This window comes from Streptomyces sp. NPDC002490, assembly GCF_040296045.1.
In the GTDB taxonomy this organism is placed as follows: domain Bacteria; phylum Actinomycetota; class Actinomycetes; order Streptomycetales; family Streptomycetaceae; genus Streptomyces.
On record NZ_JBEOWM010000048.1, the window covers coordinates 14,843 to 33,715 of the forward strand.

The following is an 18,873-nucleotide window of genomic DNA, read 5'->3' on the forward strand; positions in this document are numbered from 1 at the left end:
CCCGCGCGTCCACCCGTCGGGGCGGGCGCGCGCTCACCCGCGCGGGAGGAGACCACCGTCCTTGGGGGGCGTCCCCGCGGGGGTGGCGCGGATGAACTCCCGGATCAGCCGGGTCACCTCGGGTTGGTCGCGCATGACCCAGGTGTGGCTGTCGGGCACGGCCTCCAGGCGGGCGCCGGGGATCAGGGCCGCCAACCGCTCGCCGTGGGCGAAGGGGAAGATCCGGTCCTCGCGGGCGAAGGCCACCAGGGCGGGACGGTCGAACGAGGCCAGTCGCTCGGCGGCGTCGAACAGGGGAGCGGGGTCCAGGTGTCGGGTGACCTCGGCGCAGTCCCGTCGTACCCCGGCATCACCGAAGAAGGCGTCCGTCCACTCGTCGATCATGTCGTGGGGCAGTGCGCCCTTGGTCAACAACCCGTAAGCGAAGGGGAGTCGGCGCACGGCGCGCAGTCGGAGCGACCGGAAGGACAGGCCGAGCAGGCCGGGGACCCGGGCGGCCGGCACGAGCGGCCGGAACCAGACGGGTGGGCAGTTGTCGAAGCACTCGCCGCTGGTGAGGACGAGCCGACCGATCCGCTCGGGGTGGCGGGCGGCGACGATCTGGGCGACGGCCGTGCCGAAGTCGTTGCCGACCAGGGTCACCCGCCGCAGGTCGAGCGCGGCGAGCAGGTCGGCCACCAGCCGGGCGATCCCCGCCGGGCTGAGGTCGGTGCCGCGGTTCAGCGGAACGCGGTGGGCGCCGAGGGGCAGGTCGGGGACGATGCAGCGGAAGTCCGGGGCCAACCGGTCGACGACCGGCTCCCAGAGCCTGCCGTTCATCAGGTAGCCGTGCAGCAGGAGCACCGGTTCGCCGTCGCCGGTGTCACGGTACTGGACGGTTCCCTGGTCGAGCGTGAGTCGTGGCATGTCGGAAGCCCCCTGCGTCGATTACATACAGACTGTATGTACGTAGGATGGGTGCAGACTGTACGGAACACAAGGGGGGCGGGATGGAATCGGCCGGCAACAAACACGCACGGCGTTCCCGGGAGACCCGGGCGGCGCTCGTCGCCGCGGCCCGGGAGCTGTTCGCCGAGCGCGGCTACGCGGACGTGGGGACCGAGGAGATCGTCCGGGCGGCCGGAGTGACCCGCGGGGCGCTCTACCACCAGTTCCGGGACAAGGCCGACCTCTTCGACGCCACGGTGCAGACGGTCGAGGCCGAGCTGACCGAGCGGATCGCCGGAGGGGTCATGGCGGACGCCGTGGATCCGGTCGTGGCGTTGAAGGCGGGCGCACGCGCCTTCCTGGACGCCTTCGCCGAGCCGGACGTGGAGCGGATCCTCCTGCTGGACGCCCCGGGGGTGCTCGGTTGGCGCCGCTGGCGGGAGATCGGACAGGAACACGGGCTCGGGGTGATCGCGGCGGCGCTGGAAGCGGCGATGGCGAACGGCGCCCTGGGCCGCAGACCGGTGGCGCCCCTGGCCCACGTGCTCCTCGGCGCCCTCGACGAGGCGGCGTTGTTGGTCGCCCACTCCGACGACCCGGCGGCCACCCGTGCGGAGGTGGCCGACACCCTGGACCACCTGCTGGACGGACTCCTCGCCCGCGGGGAGCGTTGAGGCGTGGAGGAGGAGATCCTGACCGGGGGCGGGGTGAACCACGTCGTGCGCGTGGGGGACACCGTCCGCCGCCCGACCGGCCCCTGGACCCCGACGGTGCACGCCCTGTTGGCCCACCTCGCCGCCGTGGGCTTCACCGGCGCGCCCGAGGCGCACGGCCTGGACGGGCAGGGCCGGGAGGTGCTGGACTTCGTTCCCGGAGAGGTCGGCGCCCCACCACCGGCCGGACGGCACGGCGACGCGCGGCTGGTCGCCGCGGGCCGCCTGCTCCGCGCCTTCCACGACGCCACCACGGGGTACCGGGCGCCTGCCGGCGCCCACTGGTACTTCGCCCCCCGCGCGCCCGCCGAGGTGATGTGCCACGGTGACGTGGCGCCCTACAACACGGTGTTCCGCCAAGGCTTGCCGGTGGCCCTCATCGACTTCGACACCGCACACCCGGGGCCGAGGATCTGGGACGTGGCCTACGCCGCCTACCGCTTCGCTCCCCTGACCGTGGCGCCCGAAGAGGGCGCGGTGTCGACGGCCGAGCAGGCTCGACGGCTGCGGCTCTTCGCGGACGCCTACGGGCTGGCCGAGGAGGACCGCACCGCCCTCGTCGACACGGCGATCGCCCGGCTCGAACACCTGGTGGCCCACATGAAGGCGCAGGCCGCCGCCGGCAGCGCGGCGTTCGCCGGGCACCTGGCCGCCGGGCACCACGTCCACTACCGGACCGACATGGACCACCTGGCGCGGTGCTCCGACGAACTCACCCGGGCACTCCTCGGCTGACGCGACCCGGGGCGCGAACCCCGGTCCCGGTCGGCACGGGACCGACGGGCGGACCCGTGCCACGGACCGTCAACGCGTCCGGTGGGCACCCCCGTTCACCTGGAGGACCTGACCGGTGAGGTGGCGTGCCCCGGGGGAGGCGAGGAAGGCGACGGCGGCGGCGATGTCCTCGGGGGCGCCGGCCCGTCCGATCGCGGTCGCGGCGACCAGCTGCTCCCTGCGGGTGGCGCTGAGTCGGTCGCGGAAGAACTCCGTCTCCCCGGTGTACCCGGGGGAGACCACGTTGGCGGTGACGTCCCGGGCTCCAAGTTCCGTCGCGACGTCCACGTTCCAGGCGGCCAGTGCCGCTTTCGCGGCGCCGTAGGAACCCGCCCCCTGGTCGGCGGCGATGGAACCGATCTGCACCACCGAGCCCCCCGCGGCGAGCCGGTCGGCGACCGCCCGGGTGGTCAGCACCGCGGTGAGGAGGTTGGCGTCCAGGTTCGCCCGGTAGGCCCGTGCGCAGGAAGCCAGGTCCGCCTCGGTGCCCTCCGCCCCGGCGTCCGGTCCGGCATCGTCGAAGTCGGTGTTGCCGCCGGCGTTGTTGACCAGGACGTCGATCGTGGCGGGCAACTCCGCGAGGAGCGCGGCGAGTGCCCCGGGGTCGGTGTGGTCGCACACCACCGCTCGGGCGCCGATCTCCCGTGCGGTGGCGGCCAGGGGTTCGGGTCGACGACCGGTGACGACCACCCGGTCGCCCGCCTCCGCGAAGTGTCGTGCGACGGCGCGGCCGATGCCCGTGCCGCCGCCGGTCACCAGGATGTCGCGAGTCATGGGAACTCCTCGTGCTGGTATGGTCCGAGCTATATTTAGATCTAAATCTAACACCGGGGAGCGAGAGGTCATGACCGGAACATCCGATGGGGCACCGGAGCCGACCCACCAGGCCCCCGAGGCCCCGGACACCGCGGAGGACATCGCCGCCGCCTGGGAACGGGAGCGCCCCGGCACTCCGGTGGCGTCCATCGGGATCGTCACCCCCGTCTGGCAGTTGGCGAAACTGCTCGGGGACGACCGGCGCAGGGTGCTGGCCCGTGCGGGAGTGGACGCCGCCACCCTCGACCTGCTGAGCGTCCTGCGCCGGAGCGGACCGCCCTACACCCTCAGCACGCGTGAACTCGCCCGCCGTTCCCTGGTGACGGCGGGAGCCGTCTCCCAACGCGTCGCCCGGGCCGAGCGCGAGGGGCTGATCAACCGGGCGCCGGCCGGGACCCGCCCCCGTACCGTCCTCGTCACGCTGACCGCGGCCGGCCACGAACTGGTCGAGATCACCGTCGACCGGGTGCTGCGCCGGGAAGCCGAACTGCTCGCCGGGCTCACCCCCGCACAGCAACAGGACCTGGCCGCCCTGCTGCGGGTGTTCCTCCGCGACGTCCAGGACCGGGTGGGCGACCACGGGCTCACCCAGGTGGGGCAGGACTGAGCCGACCGCGCGGCGGCCCGTGCGGTGCCGTCATCCGCCGCCGAACTCGGACGCGTGGTCGGCGCGGGCACCTCGGGTCCGGTCAGCCGGGGGAGGGGGAGGGCACACCCCTCCGCCCGGGACGTCGGACCCGGGCGGAGGGGGCAGTTGTGTCCCGTGGGCCGGTCGCCCCGGGCAACTCCCCGCGGACCGGAGGACGCTGCTGTCGTGACGGGGCGCCTCCCACACCCGGACGGGGCGGAACGGGACGCCGGTCACTTCCCGGCGGCGGGTGCTCCCGGTCGGGACGGTAGGGCGGCGAGCCAGTCGGTCAGCAACCGGTTGACCTCCGTGGGACGTTCCTGCTGCACCCAGTGGCCGCAGCCGTCGAGGACGTGCGAGGCGATCAGGCCCGGCAGGGTGGCGGGGTAGGCGTCGATGGCGTCGGCCAACCAGGTCGTGGAGGCGTCCAGGGCGCCGCCGATGAACAGGGAGGGCTGGGTGAGCGGCGCGCCCCGGAAGGCGGCGAGCTCCTCCCAGTCGCGGTCCATGTTCCGATAGCGGTTGAGGGCTCCGCCCCAGCCGGTGCGCTCGAACTCGGCGGCGTAGAAGTCCAGGTCGTCCCCGTCGAGCCAGCTCGGCAGCCGATCGACCGGGAAGCGTTCGCGCATCGTCCCCGACCTTCTGACGAAGTGCGGATCGGGCGCCCCGGGCCCGGGCATGGTGTCGGCGGACAGAGCGGCGTAGAGCCCCGCGAGCCAGCCGCGGACATCGGGCTCGATCTCGGCTTCGGCCCGCCCGGGCTGCTGGAAGTACGCGGCGTAGAACTCCTCCTCGCCGCCCATCGCGGCGAACGCCTCGCTGGGGCGGGGGCCGCCCGGCGGTGTGTAGGGCACGCTCAGCAGCCCCACCGCGTGGAAGACGTCCGGCCGGATCAGGGCGGAGTGCGCGGCGATCGTCGCCCCCCAGTCGTGGCCGACGACCACCGCCGACTCCTCGCCCAGACCGTGCACCACCGCCACGCCGTCGTCGACCAGGTCGAGCATCCGGTACGCCTCGACCGGGGCCGGCTTGCTGGAACGGCCGTACCCGCGGACGTCCACCGCGACCGCGCGGTAGCCCGCAGCCGCGAGCGCGGGCAGCTGGTGACGCCAGGAGTACCAGGATTCGGGGAAGCCGTGGAGGAGGAGCACCAGGGGGCCGGTGCCCTGCTCCACGAGGTGGATGCGGCCTCCCGGCGACGGGACCAGACGGTGGGTGAGCTCCGTGGTGTGCCCTGACATGCACTCTCCTCGCGGCATCGGTGCGCGGTGCGTCCCGGGCGGCCCGCGCGGTCGTACTGCTGATCGTGCAGAAGCCGTGCCGGGAACACGAGTCGGTTTGCCGATGCGGCAAGTCGCTCCGGATGCCGGCCGGCGGGGCCGGCCCGGGCCCGGTCAGCCCTGGTGGTCGGTCGGATCCCAGGCCCGGTGGCAGGCGCGGCACTCCAGCAGCCCGTTCAGCCGGTCGTCGCTGACCACGGTCCGTACGCGTCCGCCGCCGCATCCGGGGCAAGCGCGTCCCCGTCGACGGGCCCACCGGGGCGAGGGACGCCAGGAGGACAGCAACCAGACGGTCCCCACGACCAGAACGCCCAGGGACACCAGCAGCACCACGCCCAGCACCACGGAACGACCCCTTTCGCGAACGCATGTGCGTCGCACGCATCGTAGCCCTGAGGTCGGCGCGGGTCGGGTCGGGACCCCCGGGCCCGGTGAGCTGCACCGCAACTGACTAATCAAGTTTGATTAATTCCTCGCTCGGGGGTACCGTACGCATAGTCAAATTTGATGAGCCCCTAGGGAGAGTGCCACCGATGATCCAGTTGCCCGATGCCGGATACGCGGCGACCACCGACGATCACGCCGGCGTCCACGCGTGGTTCGCCGAGTACGACGCGGCAGCCGCACGCCGGGACGTCGAGGCCATGGCCGATCTCGCGGTCTTCCCGCTCAACCTCGTCAGCGACGACTCCGCCTCCGAAGGCGCCAGCGCCCAGTGGGACCGCCAGCAGTACGTGGACACCATGACGCACGTCATGGGCGACGGCACCGAGGACATCACCTTCGAGTCCGTCCGCACCCCGGTCTTCCTGAGCGCGGCGATGGTGATCGTCTTCTCCGACTCCACCATGACGGCGGGCGGTACCGCCCGGCAGCTCCGGTACGCCGACGTCCTGATCAAGCGGAACGGCCGATGGGCCTTCCAGACCATGGCCCAGGGCGGCTGGGGCGACAACCTCCGCTGAGGGGAGGCGGCAGGCACCCTTCGTCGGCGCCCGGGGCGGCCCGGCGCCGACGGCTCAACGCCGATCGGGCGCCGCCCCCGCCACCCCGGCCGGTGCGCCCCGCGCCGTGCCCGCCGCCGTCTTCGGCGCCACGAACACCGTGGCCAGCAGGGCCAGCACCAACAGCCCCGCGCAGAGGTACCCGGACACCTCCACCCCCGCCGTCATCGCCTCCTGCGCGGCCCGCCCGGCCTCCGCGGTCCGCAGGTCGCCCGCGAGGACGGGAACCGACGCCCCCGCGCTCTCCGTCACCGCCGAACTGAGTCCCTCGGCCTCCGGTGGCGGCAGCCCCTGCGCACGGAGACGGTCGCGCAGTCCGGACGTCATGGCGGTGAAGAAGAGCGTGGTGAGCACCGCGATGCCCAGCGCCGCCCCCAGCTCGCGTGCCGCGCCCTGGATGCCCGACCCCTGCCCTACGCTGCGTTCCGGAACGTCCACCAGGGCGATGTTGGTCACCTGGGCGGTGGCGAAACCGACCCCGATCCCGTACCCGAACAGGCAACTCGCGATCACCCACCACCCGGTGTCCACCGAGGCCGTCAGCCCCAGGGCGACCAGCCCCAAGACCTCCGCGGCCAGCCCGAGCCGCACCAACGCGAGCGGTGACGCGGAGGTCGAGAAGCTGGCGCCGCTCGCCAGCAGGCTCCCGACCGCGATCACCGCGAGGAACAGCCCGGCCTCGAACGCGGTGTGGCCGAGGGCGAACTGCAACCAGAGCGGAAGCACCGCGAGGATGCCGAACTCCCCGAGCCCGACCACGAGCGTGACGACGTTGCCGTTGCGGAACGAGGGGATGGCGAACAGCCGGACGTCCGTCAACGGCTCCTCGGCATGACGCAGCAGGGCCCGCTGCCGTCGCCAGAACACCAGGACCGCCAGCCCGGACACCAGGAACGCGACGCCCGCGGGTGAGGGGCCGGAGCTCCACGACCAGCCCGCGACCTCGAACGGTGCGGTGGTGAGCAGCCACCCGTGCGTGCGCCCCTCGATCAAGGCGAAGGCGAGCGATCCCAGGGCGACGGCCGACAGGACGCCGCTCGGTGCGTCCACGCGCCCCTCGCTGCGCGGCGAGGCCGGCAGGCACGACAGGACGCCGAAGGCGACCAGCACGACCACCGGTACGTTCATCCCGAAGGCCCAGCGCCAGGAGAGACCGGCGAGCCAGCCGCCCAGCAGCGGCCCCACCGCTGCCGCCGCCCCGATCGTGGAACCCCACACCGCGAACGCCCGGCCCCGGGCCCGCCCGGTGAAGTGGGCGTTCACCAGGGCCAGCGACGAGGGCAGGACCAGCGCACCGCCCACGCCCTGGACGAAACGGGCCAGCACCAGCGGACCCCCGCCCGGGGCGAGCGCCGCCGCGATGCTCGTCAGGCCGAACACCGCCAACCCGGCGAGGAGGACGCGCCGGGCCCCGCACAGATCGGTGAGCCGGCCGGTGACCAGGAGGAGCGCGGCGAAGGAGATCGCGTAGGACTCCTGGACCCACTGCGCCTGGACCGAGGTGGTGTCCAGGTCGTCGATGATCGGCGCGAGGATCACATTGACGATCGTGATGTCCACGACGATCAGGGCCACTCCGAGGGAGACGGTCACCAACCCCAGCCACTGCCGCCGCGACGGTGCTGCGGCGCCCCCGGGCGGTGCCGACCCCCCGCCCCTTCCCGTGCCGTGCGTCATGGCGCCCCCACGGTGAGTTACCTTGCGGCAAGGTAGTTCGGTGGGGTTTGGGCTGTCAATCGAACAGGAGCGCTCGGGGAGCGGACGGCCGGTACGCACCGCGGCGGCCCACGCGAGGCACCCTGCTCACGCACGTCGCCGCCGCACCACGCGGATGCGACGGCGAACCCGTGCTCGGGCGGGCGGATCCCACGCCCGCGTCGGCCCTACCGGCCCCGTGCGTCGCCCGCCGCCGTACCGGCGGACGGCGCGGCCGGGAAATCGCCGGCGAACGCGGCGGCCATCCGCAGGTGCAAAGCGGCCTCGGCGTCCCGGCCCTGGCGCTCCAGGGTGCGGCCCAGCATCAGCCGGGCGTATCCCTCCACGGGGTCCCGCTCCAGGACCGCGCGCAGCTGCTCCTCTGCCCGGCCGAGCTGGGCGGAGTGGTAGTAGGCGCGCGCCAGCAACAGCCGCGGCGCGACCTGCTCCGGCTCCTCCTCCACCAGCCCCGACAGGATGCGCGCGGCCGTCAGGTACTCCTTGGAGTCGAAGAACATCCGGGCCCGGTCCCAGCGGTCCGCCGCCGTTCCGAACTCGTAGTACGTCGTGCTCACCGTGACCTCGCTCGATGTCGCCGTGGTGGTCGTCGCCGTAGCGACCCGTCGACTGGCCCAACCGGGTCCGGCACCCGGATATTCCACCGGGGGAGCGGGCCTGACGCTCCGGGGGCCGCGGGGTTAGGTTGTCCGGTATGAGCAACCTTGATCGTGAGGCGGTGCCCACCCTGTGCGGTGGGAGGGGTTTCGTCGTGGCGGAACCGGTACGGGAACTGTTGAGCCCCCGGCGCGTCCAACTCGGTGAGTCCACCGAGGTCCGTCGGCTGCTGCCCAATCTGGGCCGACGCATGGTGGGGGCCTGGGCCTTCGTCGACCACTACGGTCCGGACGACATCGCGGACGAGCCGGGCATGCAGGTTCCGCCGCACCCCCACATCGGTCTCCAGACGGTGAGCTGGCTGCACGAGGGCGAGGTGCTGCACCGGGACAGCACCGGCAGCCTCCAGACGATCCGCCCGCGCGAACTGGGCCTGATGACCTCGGGAAGGGCGATCAGCCACTCGGAGGAGTCCCCCAGGTCACATGCGCGCTTCCTGCACGGCGCGCAGCTCTGGGTCGCCCTGCCCGACGCCCACCGGCACGTCGAACCGCACTTCGAGCACCACGCGGCGCTGCCGACCGTCACGGCCCCCGGCCTCACCGCCACGGTCCTGCTCGGGGACCTCGACGGCTCCGTCTCCCCCGGCACCGCGTACACCCCCATCGTCGGCGCCGATCTCGCACTCACCCGCGGCGCCGACGTCCGCCTCCCGCTGGACCCCGACTTCGAGTACGCCGTCCTGTCCATGTCCGGCGAAGCCCGCGTGGACGGTGTCCCCGTCCTGCCCGGCTCCATGCTCTACCTCGGCTGCGGCCGGTCCGAGCTGCCGCTGCGCGCCGAGTCCGATGCGGGGCTCATGCTCCTGGGCGGCGAACCGTTCGCCGAGGAACTCGTCATGTGGTGGAACTTCGTCGGAAGGTCCCACGAGGACATCGCGCAGGCGCGCCGGGACTGGATGGAGGGCACCCGCTTCGGCGAGGTGAAGGGGTACGCCGGTGCCCCGCTGCCCGCGCCCGAACTCCCGCCGGGGCAGCTGAAGAAGCGCGGGCGGACGGGCTGATCTGGTGTTCTAGGGGGGCGGCGCAGTCTGGTTTCCTCACGCGGCTGCGCCGCCCTGGCGGAGTGGTCCGCGCAGGGGGACGCCCGCTTCCGTGGGTCTCGGCCAGGCTGTCACCAGTCCCGTGTATGGCTGTCTGTGGCTGGGTTAGGTAAACCCAATGCTGACCCAATGCTGACTTTACTGACGAGTGATCAGACGGAGTCGGAGTGAGGCACCCGCCATCCTCGGTTGGGTTGCCGCCTCCGTCGCCCCTCCGGTGGAGCGGGTGCGCGAGGAGTCGCAGTGGAGCCGGTGGCGTGCGGGACTCCCCGTGGGGCGCCACCGGCTGGCTTCGTCCTTGCTCTGTGGAGTCCCTCCAATTCGCCGTGCTCGGAGCCCGTCGTGCGGGAGTCCCGGTTTCTGCCTCGGGAAGGGTGGTTTCACCGTGCGGTGTGGTCACCCGCCGCTGGTCCGGATCAGTGCACCGTGGGCATTCCTCTCGTAGACCCGCCGGGTGTTCTTGTCGATCTTCCGAGCCACCTCTTCGTCCAGGTCGATGTCGTTCATCTCGGCGACCGCCACGAGGTAGAGGAAGACGTCGGCGAGTTCTTCGCCGAGGTCGGGGAGGTGCTTGCGCCAGGCGGTGAACGCCTCGCCGATCTCGGCGGTGAGCAGGCCGAACTCCAGCGCGGTGTCCGTGGTGTTGAAGCCCTTGGCGAGCTTGTTCTCCCAGGCCAGCTTCTGGGCGGTGCGGATGTCCACGGGGTCCTCCGGGGCGGTGACGGCGTTGTTCGCCGCAGCCTAGTGAGACCCGGGAGGCGCCTGCTGGGGAACGGGTGATGTCCGGCGCGCCGAGGGGAGTGCCATGCTGGTGGTGTCGATGGTCTCGACGGGGCAGTAGGTGGCGAGGGCGTCGAAGACGCGGTGGTGGCTGGTCACGAGGGCGGTGATCTCGGACAGGTCCGTGGACTCGCCGTCCCGCTGTGCCAGCCGTTGCTGGATGACCTGTGGGGGTGCGGTCAGGTGGAGGAAGGCGTCGTCGCGGGCGACAACGGCCTCGGTGAGGTCGATGGCCTGGGCCCAGGTGATGCGGGACCGGCCGCGAAGGAGGGGACCGTAGACGAGTTCGCTGAGGAAGCCCGCACCAGCGTGGTCGCCCACCTCGGATCCGTGCGGACCTTGCCCAGCACGCGCCAGTTCTTCAGGTGCGCGAAGCCGTGCTCGACCGGGGCGCGTACTGCGGCCAGTGCCTTGCTGGAGAGCTTCTGGGCACGGGTCAGGGGCCGGTTCCGGGCGGCCTTGTAGCCGGTGATCACCACCGGGTCGTCGTCCGGGCCGCTGTCGTCGAGGCCGACGAAGCCCAGGTCGGCGATGGCCCCGAGCCCTGCGGTCCGCAGGTGGGCGGTGAGCTTGTCGTGTCGGCAGGCGGTGATCTCCGAGGTCCGCCCGGGCCGGGCCGCGGAGACCCACAGCAGTCGGCCCCGGTCGTCGGTGAGCGCGATCACGAGCAGGCCGTGGCATTTGTTCTTGCCCGAGTAGTTCTTGCGGTTCTCGGCGCCGGTGCGCCGCCGGTGCATATCACCGAGCCGTCCAGCAGTACGACTCCGCCACCCTTTCGGGCGATCTTCTTCAGGGCGCGGTCCAGGCGCGGGGCGCGGGCGGCCAGCAGGCCCACGACTTCGCGTACCCAGCGGGTGACGGTGGTGCGGTGCACCCCGTTGCCGCCGGCCAGGTCGCCGGGCCGCTGGTCACAGCGCAGTACGGCCAGCACGATGCCGGCGATCTTCCCGGCGGGCAGGGCCCGCCACCTGGAGCCGATCTTCTTGAAGTGGCCGCGTAACAGGTCGGCGAGCCAGTTCAGGGTGGCACTCGACAGTGGCAGGCGGGCGGTGTAGGCAAGACCGTCAGGGCCCTCGGCGGAACCGTTGTTTTTCTTCACACCAAACTCAACTGCCGCTGGGAGCCCGCTGGTTACGCCTCTATCGTCCCCGTCCCGGCATGGCTACCGGCGTGCAGTGAACCGCCCATCAGGCCGTTTGTGCAGCCAGCCACGATCGGCGAGCTTGGTCATCTTCGCCCGCAGCGGCTCCAGCTTCCCGCGCACTGCCACCTCAAGCCCCAGCTCCTCGCCGACCGCCCTGACCTGCACCGGACCATCGGCGACCCGCACGATCGTCAGAATCCTGCGGTAGTCACCAGGCAGCGCGGTCTCGTCCGGGTCATCGCCGCGGTGCGGGATCAACAGCACCGCACGCCCCGCCACCTGCACTTTCACCGGAGCCATCGCCACGGCGTCCTCCGCCTGCACCCGGCTCTGTTTGGCCAGCCGCTGCAGCACCCGCTCGGCGATCACCAGCTCCTCTCGCTCCGCCTCCACCTCCCGAAGCCGCTTGCCCAGCTCCTCGGCGAGCGTGTCCAGCTCGCTCCGACGCGCCGTGCTCCGGTCCAGCCCGGACATCCCTGTTCCCTCCCCGCGATCCGGTGACGTCCCGGCACGGCGACGGATCGTAGGCGGACCCTCGCGACAGACGTAGCAGAATCCAGGAACAACCCCGGCCAAGCAGTCAGACGATCTTCATCGTGGACACCGGCCGCCGACCAGCGCGAGCACGGAAAGACGCCCGCACGCCAGAGCCGCGACCTGCAACTTCACGATGCACACCGCTCAGTCGTACGCGTGATCAACGGCCTGCTGTTCGGCGGCGATGACATCGTGGCGTGTGGTGGTGCTCATGTGCGTCCTCCTCGCGGCACCCGCCGGACGCGCAGTGGTCCCGCGTCCTGGACCCCGCGCCCCCGGGTGAAGTGACTATCAGAGAAAGAGGTGTGACGGAAAGTCAGTAAACAGGTGAGAGTTCTCTGGACCTGATCCGTGACTACGGTCTCGGCGAGGTCGTGCCACCGCCGGTGAGGCGGCATCCGGATCCTCACCCCGGCCTGTAGACATCCGGGTGGGCGCCTCCGTGACAGCGGGGCGATGACGCAGCGGGCCTCTACCAGTACTCCGTAGAGGTGCAGATGGATACGGCTGAGCTCCATCACGCGGCTGATCAGTGGGATCTCGCGTTGACGTCATTCCCGACCCGCTGATCAGCACCCCCTTCTTCCTGGATGTGGTCCGCCGGTTGCCCTCGCCCGGGCATTAGCATCGTGACGGACATGTCCCGATGTCCGGACCCGCACGGGAGCGGCACCCGGGGACGGTTCAGGTTTGTTGGACAAGGGGTGAGTGACGGATGTCGATTCGAGCCGGCCGGGTGTTCCTCGCGGTGGTATGCGCCGTGTTCGTCGTCTGCCTGGCGTGGTTCGGTCTCATGTGGCTGTCGCTCGGCGCTTGGTCAGACGGGTCCGTCGCCCCGATGGTGCTCGCACTGGTCGTGGCGGTCGCCATGATCGTCGGCGTTCCGCTCTGCTCGAATTTCGTGGAAGCCGACATCGACGGGGGATCGATCACTCTCCGGTACGTCTTGCGGCGCCGCCGGGTGATTCCGGTATCGGAGTTCGATGAGGTGGTGCTGTTGCAGGCAGTGCGTCTGCCCGCGCTGACCGGGGCGTCCGAGGTGCCGAGGGTGGTGCTTCGAGGACAGAACACGACCGTTGGCGCGTTCACCCCTCGCGACGGTTGTCTGGTGGAGGAGCTGAGAACTCTCGGATTCGAACCGGTTGTCATACGCCGGCAGCTCTCGCCGTTTCAGGCGTGGCGGCACTACCGCAAATCCGTGAGCCTCTCGGAACTGCTCATCGAGCCGCTGCTCTGGGCGTCGATCGGCGTCCCCGTGATCATTGTCGCGTGGTTGCTGTGGGAAGCGGCGAAGGGGTGAGGCCGGCGCCGCTCCTGTACAGGGAAAGCGCCGACGGGACCGTGCGCGCACGCCACTGGTCAGCGGGCCAGTAGTTGTCAATCCGGGTGGGACGTCAGTCCGCTTGTGCGACCTGTGTTGATGTTTCGGGCCGGACGGTGGCACGCCCCGCACCGGTCGTCGCAGGGGCGGGGCGCGTGCGTCCGCAGGGTCAGTGCTTCGAGGCGTACGTGACGAAGTCACTGGCTCGCCGACCTGTTACGCGGCCACGGCCATCGGCGACCTGGGCTCCGTCGGCCTCGACGACAGCGGCCCGGACGACGACCCGGTGGTGATCACCGGCTACAAGGCCGCCCGGAACCGGCCCCTGACCCGTGCCCAGAAGCTCTCCAGCAAGGCACTGGCCGCAGTACGCGCCCCGGTCAAGCACGGCTTCGCGCACCTGAAGAACTGGCGCGTGCTGGGCAAGGTCCGCACGGATCCGAGGTGGGCGACCACGCTGGTGCGGGCCCTGCTGGTGCTGACAAACCAGGAAGTCGCCCGCTGATGACCGTTGATCTTGTCGCTGGACTACCGCCCCGGACCTGGCCGAGCGTCCCGACACCTACGCACACCAGCCCACCTGACGTGCAGTTTCACGATGCACACCGCTCACTGCACGGCGGGTCGAGTTGCGGTGGGATGGCACAGGCCCATGGCCGGTTCGCCCCGGGGAGGGAGGGGAAAGGGGCGGGCGGTGGCGTGATCACCGGCAGGTGACCAACGCGAGCTCAGGCACCTGGATGCGAACCCTCTTTGCCCCTCGATGTGACGCTTTACCATGGGGCGGTGCTCCGCCGGAGGCCCGGGGCAAGCCATTGAGTCGGATGGGCGGGGCAGTCGGGTTGAGCAGCGCGGGGCGGGCTGGAGAAGTTGGCAGTGTCTTCCGGTGTGAGCTGGCTGTGCACTTGGCCGTGCACGGGCTCCGTGGCCGCCCGGTGCCAGGCTTGGACGTGCCCGCAGGGGTGTGGCCCGTCTGGCTGGACTTCGAGACCAGCGACCCGACCGACGACATTCGTGTCACCTTTTCCGAGGGCGTCGCGCGTATGTCTCCGCGAAGCGCAAGATCGACCGGGGGCGTCCGCTGAAGGAGACGTTGACGGGGTGGGTGGGGCAGGTCCGGACACTCGGTCCCGACGATCTTCTGGTCATCGCAGGCGAGGAACTCGTCGGGCCGGTGAAGAACCTCGACCGGGCTCTGCGACGCCACCGTGCGGGTCTGAGCATGGAGACCGGTGAGGAGTCCGAAGCCCTCGCTCCCCTCACAAACCGGCTTCCCTCGCGGGTTCGCAGGCTCGTCCTCGACCGGGCGCGTGTCATTCACCTGCCCGGCGCGACCGGGCCGGCATCACACCGAGATCTCCTGGCCGCCCTGATGGACCTTGTCGTTGCGGACGAGCGGGGACACCATGCCGTGAGTGTCTTGGCCGACTTCTTCCACCGGCAGGCGGGCGAGGCGCTCGGGAGTTCCGCCGAGGAGTGGGTCGGCGCCCTGACTGTCGCCGGGGTGACCGTGCTCCCGGACCCGGGAGGCTCGGTGGCGATGCGCCTGGCCTCTCGCCGGAACGCCGTTGATACGTACCACACCAGGCTCGTGGCGGAGGCTGGGCGGATCGACCTCAGCCTGCTCGCCGATGACCTTCCGCCCCTCGTCGTGGACAACCTCATCGGCGGCCTTCAGATCGACGTGGAGGCCAATCGTGCCTCCCCCTTCCTCCTCCCCACGCTGAGGCGCTGGCGCCGCATGCTCGTCGTGGGGCAACCAGGCTCGGGGAAATCGGTGGCGGTGCGGGAGATCGCAGCCCACTGTGCCAGCCGCGCCGATTCTCCAGTTCCGATCCCCGTGTTGCTGCCGCGCCCGCTGAAGGGGCAGCCGGGACGCCTGACCATCAACAGCCTGATCGGCGACGCCGTGGTGAACACCGTGTCGGACACGGACTGTGCACCGCTCGCCGCGTACCTACGGGAAGAGATTGGCCAAGGGCGCGCGCTCGTCCTCTGCGACGGGCTCGACGAATGCGGGGCACGAGCCCCTTGGGTCGCGCAGCAGCTCGAAGGGATCCTCACATCACTGCACCCCTCCTGCGGGTTCGTGGTGACGACCCGGGCGAACGCGCAAGGGGCCGCAACCCGGCTCGGGCTGCCCCGCGTCGAACTTGCGCCTCCACAGGATCTCGACGCGACTATCGACAGCGTCCTCGTCGCCTGTGCCGAGGCACGGATCCCGAGCCGGACCGAGCGGCCTTCCTGGCAACACGACGTGCCTGGATCAAGGACGCGAAGAAGGAGCACAAGCATCTGCTCGCGGTGCCGCTGCTCGCCGCTCTGCTTGCTCTCGGTTGCGCGAACGCACCGGACACCGACCTCCCTACAGGGCGTGCAGCGCTGTTGCATCGCGCGGTGAAACAGTCCGTTAACCGGTGGGAGCACGGGCGGTTGCAAGGGACACTCGCCCCGACCCGGCCATGGGCACCCGACCTGACAACGGACATGCTCCTCAACGGGTTCGTCACGCTCGGACGCCTCCTCGACGGCAAGTCGACTTCGTCAGCCGGCCGCGCCCTCGAGTCCTTGACCGAGATGCTGAGGAACCCTCTGCGATGGGCCATGGCGCCCGCTGCGGCCGAAGAGGTGGCGGAGCATGTGCTCCGGTTCTGGGGCGAGCACGTCGCCGTGTTCGCAGATCACCGCGACCGTCCCCCTGCTGGATGAATGGCTCGTCGCGGGCACGGCTTCACGTGGGCGATGCCGTGCTCGACCCGGATACGGCGCGAGGAGTGCGCCTTGCGCCGGCGTTCGTGAATCTCTTCGTACCAGTCCGGGGCGTTCTTCTTGAACTTGCGGTGCGGCGGTGTCACCACCCGGCCACCGGTCTGGGCGCCCAGACCCTGGTAGCCGGCATCGGCCAGGATCTCCACCGCGGGCCCGTCGGCCAAGAGCTCGACCAGCCCCAACTGACGGGCGTGGGTGACGTCTGGTTTCCTCGTGTGGCCGTACCGCCCTGGCGGAGGGATCCGACCGGGGCGGACGTCCCATCCGGCGGGGCTCGGGCGGGCTGCCTTCGGTCCCGGGTCTGGCTGTTCGTGGCTGGGTTGGGCAAACCCAATGCTGACTTTGCTGACGGATAATCAGATTGAGTCGAGATGGGGACCCCACATCCTTGCTCGGGCTGCCACCGGCCACGACCCCGTCCCGATGGTCTCGAAGTGCGGGCGAGAGGGCGTGAGACGGAGGCGCCCTGCCGGAGGATTCCGGCGGGGCGCCCGTACCGGGCCGGCCGGGACGGCGGGGCACGTCCGGTGCGGCGTGGTCGCGCTGTGGCGACACGCGCCACGGGCGAGTCCTGCTCGGTGGTGCACGTGCCGCGACGGCCCCACCCCGGCAGTCAGACCGTCGTCCGACGGCTCAGTCGGCGAGCGGAAAGCGCTCGGCGAGCCAATCGCCGATCGAGTCGGCGGCCAGGCTGCTTCCGGTCGGTTCCCCCGGTACGAGGGCGCCGCCGAAGTGCAGGCCCCTGATGCGCCGGTGGGTGACGTCGGCCGAGCCGAAGCCCGAGACCATCGCCTCGGCGTCCCGGGGGTAGGACGCCTGGTCCCCGGTGAGTTCGACCAACAGGGTCGGAGCGGTGACCCCCGGCGCACACCGCAGGAAGTCCGCGTTCGTCGAGGTCGCGGACCACGTGGACAGCCACGCTTCGGGAGTGGAGTGGCGACCGAAACCCAGCAGGCCGTAGTTGATGACGTCCGGACGGCTGCCGAACAGGGACCCGTAGGGCCGTTCGTTGGGATCCAACGACAGGTCGACGTTACGCAGATCCGCGTCCGTCCGGTACACGGTGACGAACCTCGGGGCGAGCGCGCGCCGGCGGTCGCCGGTCGCTCCGCTCGCCTTGAAGCGCCTGCGTGCGGCAGCGGCGTCGGCCGCCATCTCCCGGGCTCGGGCGTCGATGCGCTCGACGCGCAGGCGCTGCGCGGCCCGGTAGCGGGTCACGAACTCGGGTGCGTAGGCAGAACTGTGCGGGGCCTTCACGAAGCCGTTGGCCGGGTTGTACGGGTCCAGGTCCGGATCGACCGACATGGGGTCGCCCTCGTCCGACACCGAGGGATCGATCAGCCGCTGGAGAAGGGCTCCTTGTCCCACGTGGGGAGCCATGAACACGGCAGCGTCGGGGATCGGCAACTCCGCACCGGCCAGGTCGACCGCACGGCCCGCGGGTGTGTGCGCGATGCGTCGAGCGGGGAGCAGGCCGGCCTGCTGGTGGTAGAGCGCCGACAGGGGGCCACCGCCCGAGTGTCCGAGGGTGACGACGTGGTCGAAGCGGCTGCGGAGGAAGACCTGACCGGCGGCCATGTCGAGTACGGCCTGTTCGTGCAGCAGCCTCACGTCGTTGTTGACGGAACGGGTCGTCTGGGTCCAGACGGCTGCTCCCCGTGACAGGAGTTCGGGAACCATCACGTGGTGGGTGAAGTCCTGGCGCGGGTGCATCAGGCAGACGACGGTGCGTGCCCCGGGGATCGTGCGCAGCACCCCCGTGACCGTCGCACCGTCGGCCGTGGTCAGTTCGTGCAGTGACGGGACGGCGGTGTCGGGGATCGCGCCGGCGGTGACGAACCGGCCGGCACCGAGCCGTTCGGAGGTGCTCACCGTGCCCCCACCCGCAGCGCGTCCTTGTCCTGTTGGACGATGCGTGAGTCCTCAAGCCCGGCGACCGCGCTGTACCACACGGCGTGACGGCACCCGGTGGCGCGCCGATCGACGACGATGACGTGGGGAGAGCTGATGCGGTAGTACGGGCCGACCCGTTCCACGGTCACTGCGGTGTCCCGCGCGGCGACCTCGGGGATCGTCCTGTTCTCCGGTACGTCTAGGACGAAGAACGCGCTCACCTCCTGCTCAGCTCCTTCCCCTCGTCGGCGTGGGAGCCCTCCCACTGCGCGGCGCGCTCGACGATCAACTCGGCTTTGCGGCTGAGCAGTTTGTCCATGCTGGGCTCGGGACCCGAGGCCACGTCGAGGAGGGCGTCGACGGTGAGCGCCGCGTCCAGGTCCTCTTGCGGTGTGATCGGCCGCAGCGAGCGGGTGATCTCGACCATGTAGCCGTTCGGATCGTGCGTGTAGATCGACTCGATCGTCTCGTGCATGACCTGCATCTCCACCGGCCACCGCGACTCGTCGAGGCGGCGGCGGTACTCCAGCAGGTCTTCTTCGTCCTCGACGTGGATGGCGAGGTGCCGGGAGTTGATGAAGAACACGGGTACGTCCTCGGCGAACCTCGCGTAGACGTCACCCGCGGTACCGGCCCCCACGGGGGGCTCGAACCCGAAGTAGTAGAAGAAGGCGATGCGGTCATCGTTGCCGATGTCGAAGAAGAAGTGGATGAAGTCGGGGTGACGCTCGGGGCCCCAACCTGCCGCGCAGATCGAATGCACTACCGGGAACTTCAGTACGTCGCGGTAGAAGTGCACGGTGGCCACGGGGTCGAAGGTGGGGAATGCGGTGTGGTCGACGCCCTTGACCCGGTGTTCCGGCCGGCTCATGTCC

Annotated in this window: 21 protein-coding genes and 1 pseudogene; 8 read left to right on the forward strand and 14 right to left on the reverse strand. The window is 71.0% G+C overall.

Features of this window, described 5'->3' with window-relative positions; genetic code table 11:
- Positions 1 to 33: 33 nt before the first annotated feature.
- The gene (locus ABT092_RS25130) at positions 34 to 906 is read right to left on the reverse strand and encodes an alpha/beta fold hydrolase (RefSeq protein ID WP_351247620.1); all 873 of its coding nucleotides are present in this window, start codon (positions 904 to 906) and stop codon (positions 34 to 36) included.
- Between the two features lie 83 nt (positions 907 to 989).
- Here ABT092_RS25130 and ABT092_RS25135 point away from each other — a divergent pair, with 83 nt between their 5' ends.
- The gene (locus ABT092_RS25135; protein WP_351247623.1) at positions 990 to 1,601 is read left to right on the forward strand and encodes a TetR/AcrR family transcriptional regulator; all 612 of its coding nucleotides are present in this window, start codon (positions 990 to 992) and stop codon (positions 1,599 to 1,601) included.
- A gap of 3 nt (positions 1,602 to 1,604) precedes the next feature.
- Complete coding sequence (locus ABT092_RS25140) at positions 1,605 to 2,375, forward strand: phosphotransferase (protein ID WP_351247625.1); 771 nt, start codon at positions 1,605 to 1,607, stop codon at positions 2,373 to 2,375.
- 69 nt (positions 2,376 to 2,444) lie between these two features.
- On the opposite strand, the gene ABT092_RS25145 is transcribed toward ABT092_RS25140, so the two are convergent.
- A complete protein-coding gene (locus tag ABT092_RS25145) occupies positions 2,445 to 3,188 on the reverse strand; it encodes an SDR family NAD(P)-dependent oxidoreductase (protein ID WP_351247627.1) in 744 nt (247 codons plus the stop codon).
- A 70-nt stretch (positions 3,189 to 3,258) separates the two neighbouring features.
- On the opposite strand from ABT092_RS25145, the gene ABT092_RS25150 reads away from it, so the two are divergent.
- On the forward strand, positions 3,259 to 3,837 hold the full coding sequence (locus ABT092_RS25150; protein ID WP_351247629.1) for a MarR family winged helix-turn-helix transcriptional regulator: 579 nt from the start codon (positions 3,259 to 3,261) through the stop codon (positions 3,835 to 3,837).
- Between the two features lie 254 nt (positions 3,838 to 4,091).
- Here the strand turns inward: ABT092_RS25150 and ABT092_RS25155 are convergent, their stop codons facing one another.
- Positions 4,092 to 5,099, reverse strand: a complete 1,008-nt coding sequence (locus ABT092_RS25155) for an alpha/beta fold hydrolase (RefSeq protein WP_351247631.1) — start codon at positions 5,097 to 5,099, stop codon at positions 4,092 to 4,094.
- Between the two features lie 153 nt (positions 5,100 to 5,252).
- Positions 5,253 to 5,483 (reverse strand): hypothetical protein, encoded by a 231-nt coding sequence (locus ABT092_RS25160; protein WP_351247633.1) that lies wholly within the window; start codon positions 5,481 to 5,483, stop codon positions 5,253 to 5,255.
- A 188-nt stretch (positions 5,484 to 5,671) separates the two neighbouring features.
- Here ABT092_RS25160 and ABT092_RS25165 point away from each other — a divergent pair, with 188 nt between their 5' ends.
- Positions 5,672 to 6,103, forward strand: coding sequence for a nuclear transport factor 2 family protein (locus ABT092_RS25165; protein ID WP_351247635.1), 432 nt, complete (start codon positions 5,672 to 5,674; stop codon positions 6,101 to 6,103).
- A 54-nt stretch (positions 6,104 to 6,157) separates the two neighbouring features.
- On the opposite strand, the gene ABT092_RS25170 is transcribed toward ABT092_RS25165, so the two are convergent.
- The gene (locus ABT092_RS25170) at positions 6,158 to 7,819 is read right to left on the reverse strand and encodes an MFS transporter (protein WP_351247637.1); all 1,662 of its coding nucleotides are present in this window, start codon (positions 7,817 to 7,819) and stop codon (positions 6,158 to 6,160) included.
- 206 nt (positions 7,820 to 8,025) lie between these two features.
- Positions 8,026 to 8,412: a tetratricopeptide repeat protein gene (locus ABT092_RS25175; protein WP_351247639.1), complete on the reverse strand. Its 387-nt coding sequence runs from the start codon at positions 8,410 to 8,412 to the stop codon at positions 8,026 to 8,028.
- A 137-nt stretch (positions 8,413 to 8,549) separates the two neighbouring features.
- On the opposite strand from ABT092_RS25175, the gene ABT092_RS25180 reads away from it, so the two are divergent.
- Entirely contained in the window at positions 8,550 to 9,515 is a 966-nt protein-coding gene (locus ABT092_RS25180) for a pirin family protein (protein ID WP_351247641.1), read from the forward strand.
- A 435-nt stretch (positions 9,516 to 9,950) separates the two neighbouring features.
- Here the strand turns inward: ABT092_RS25180 and ABT092_RS25185 are convergent, their stop codons facing one another.
- The 4 genes and pseudogenes from ABT092_RS25185 to ABT092_RS25200 all read right to left on the reverse strand — a co-directional run bounded on the left by ABT092_RS25185 (position 9,951) and on the right by ABT092_RS25200 (position 11,952).
- Positions 9,951 to 10,256 (reverse strand): MazG nucleotide pyrophosphohydrolase domain-containing protein, encoded by a 306-nt coding sequence (locus tag ABT092_RS25185; RefSeq protein WP_351247643.1) that lies wholly within the window; start codon positions 10,254 to 10,256, stop codon positions 9,951 to 9,953.
- A gap of 39 nt (positions 10,257 to 10,295) precedes the next feature.
- On the reverse strand, positions 10,296 to 10,433 hold the full coding sequence (locus ABT092_RS25190; protein WP_351247645.1) for a hypothetical protein: 138 nt from the start codon (positions 10,431 to 10,433) through the stop codon (positions 10,296 to 10,298).
- 197 nt (positions 10,434 to 10,630) lie between these two features.
- Positions 10,631 to 11,433: pseudogene (locus ABT092_RS25195) on the reverse strand (transposase family protein); the annotation flags it as partial.
- A gap of 63 nt (positions 11,434 to 11,496) precedes the next feature.
- On the reverse strand, positions 11,497 to 11,952 hold the full coding sequence (locus ABT092_RS25200; protein ID WP_351247647.1) for a hypothetical protein: 456 nt from the start codon (positions 11,950 to 11,952) through the stop codon (positions 11,497 to 11,499).
- 778 nt (positions 11,953 to 12,730) lie between these two features.
- On the opposite strand from ABT092_RS25200, the gene ABT092_RS25205 reads away from it, so the two are divergent.
- From ABT092_RS25205 to ABT092_RS25215, 3 genes are all read left to right on the forward strand, one after another.
- On the forward strand, positions 12,731 to 13,315 hold the full coding sequence (locus ABT092_RS25205; RefSeq protein ID WP_351247649.1) for a hypothetical protein: 585 nt from the start codon (positions 12,731 to 12,733) through the stop codon (positions 13,313 to 13,315).
- A gap of 193 nt (positions 13,316 to 13,508) precedes the next feature.
- Entirely contained in the window at positions 13,509 to 13,841 is a 333-nt protein-coding gene (locus tag ABT092_RS25210; RefSeq protein ID WP_351247651.1) for a transposase family protein, read from the forward strand.
- Between the two features lie 600 nt (positions 13,842 to 14,441).
- Entirely contained in the window at positions 14,442 to 15,737 is a 1,296-nt protein-coding gene (locus tag ABT092_RS25215; RefSeq protein WP_351247653.1) for an NACHT domain-containing protein, read from the forward strand.
- A gap of 280 nt (positions 15,738 to 16,017) precedes the next feature.
- Here the strand turns inward: ABT092_RS25215 and ABT092_RS25220 are convergent, their stop codons facing one another.
- The 4 genes from ABT092_RS25220 to ABT092_RS25235 form a co-directional block, all read right to left on the reverse strand.
- Positions 16,018 to 16,287 (reverse strand): hypothetical protein, encoded by a 270-nt coding sequence (locus ABT092_RS25220; RefSeq protein ID WP_351247655.1) that lies wholly within the window; start codon positions 16,285 to 16,287, stop codon positions 16,018 to 16,020.
- 451 nt (positions 16,288 to 16,738) lie between these two features.
- Positions 16,739 to 17,977 (reverse strand): hypothetical protein, encoded by a 1,239-nt coding sequence (locus ABT092_RS25225; RefSeq protein WP_351247657.1) that lies wholly within the window; start codon positions 17,975 to 17,977, stop codon positions 16,739 to 16,741.
- Complete coding sequence (locus ABT092_RS25230) at positions 17,974 to 18,219, reverse strand: hypothetical protein (RefSeq protein ID WP_351247659.1); 246 nt, start codon at positions 18,217 to 18,219, stop codon at positions 17,974 to 17,976. The genes ABT092_RS25225 and ABT092_RS25230 overlap by 4 nt, the downstream gene beginning before the upstream one ends.
- A complete protein-coding gene (locus ABT092_RS25235; protein ID WP_351247661.1) occupies positions 18,216 to 18,869 on the reverse strand; it encodes a VOC family protein in 654 nt (217 codons plus the stop codon). Before ABT092_RS25235 ends, ABT092_RS25230 begins: the two co-directional genes overlap by 4 nt.
- Positions 18,870 to 18,873 lie beyond the last annotated feature (4 nt).

Coding starts and splice junctions, on each gene's coding strand:
- ABT092_RS25130 (WP_351247620.1), bottom strand. CDS start 906: ATGCCACGACTCACGCTCGACCAGGGAACCGTCCAGTACCGTGACACC.
- ABT092_RS25135 (WP_351247623.1), top strand. CDS start 990: ATGGAATCGGCCGGCAACAAACACGCACGGCGTTCCCGGGAGACCCGG.
- ABT092_RS25145 (WP_351247627.1), bottom strand. CDS start 3,188: ATGACTCGCGACATCCTGGTGACCGGCGGCGGCACGGGCATCGGCCGC.
- ABT092_RS25150 (WP_351247629.1), top strand. CDS start 3,259: ATGACCGGAACATCCGATGGGGCACCGGAGCCGACCCACCAGGCCCCC.
- ABT092_RS25155 (WP_351247631.1), bottom strand. CDS start 5,099: ATGTCAGGGCACACCACGGAGCTCACCCACCGTCTGGTCCCGTCGCCG.
- ABT092_RS25165 (WP_351247635.1), top strand. CDS start 5,672: ATGATCCAGTTGCCCGATGCCGGATACGCGGCGACCACCGACGATCAC.
- ABT092_RS25170 (WP_351247637.1), bottom strand. CDS start 7,819: ATGACGCACGGCACGGGAAGGGGCGGGGGGTCGGCACCGCCCGGGGGC.
- ABT092_RS25180 (WP_351247641.1), top strand. CDS start 8,550: ATGAGCAACCTTGATCGTGAGGCGGTGCCCACCCTGTGCGGTGGGAGG.
- ABT092_RS25200 (WP_351247647.1), bottom strand. CDS start 11,952: ATGTCCGGGCTGGACCGGAGCACGGCGCGTCGGAGCGAGCTGGACACG.
- ABT092_RS25205 (WP_351247649.1), top strand. CDS start 12,731: ATGTCGATTCGAGCCGGCCGGGTGTTCCTCGCGGTGGTATGCGCCGTG.
- ABT092_RS25235 (WP_351247661.1), bottom strand. CDS start 18,869: ATGAGCCGGCCGGAACACCGGGTCAAGGGCGTCGACCACACCGCATTC.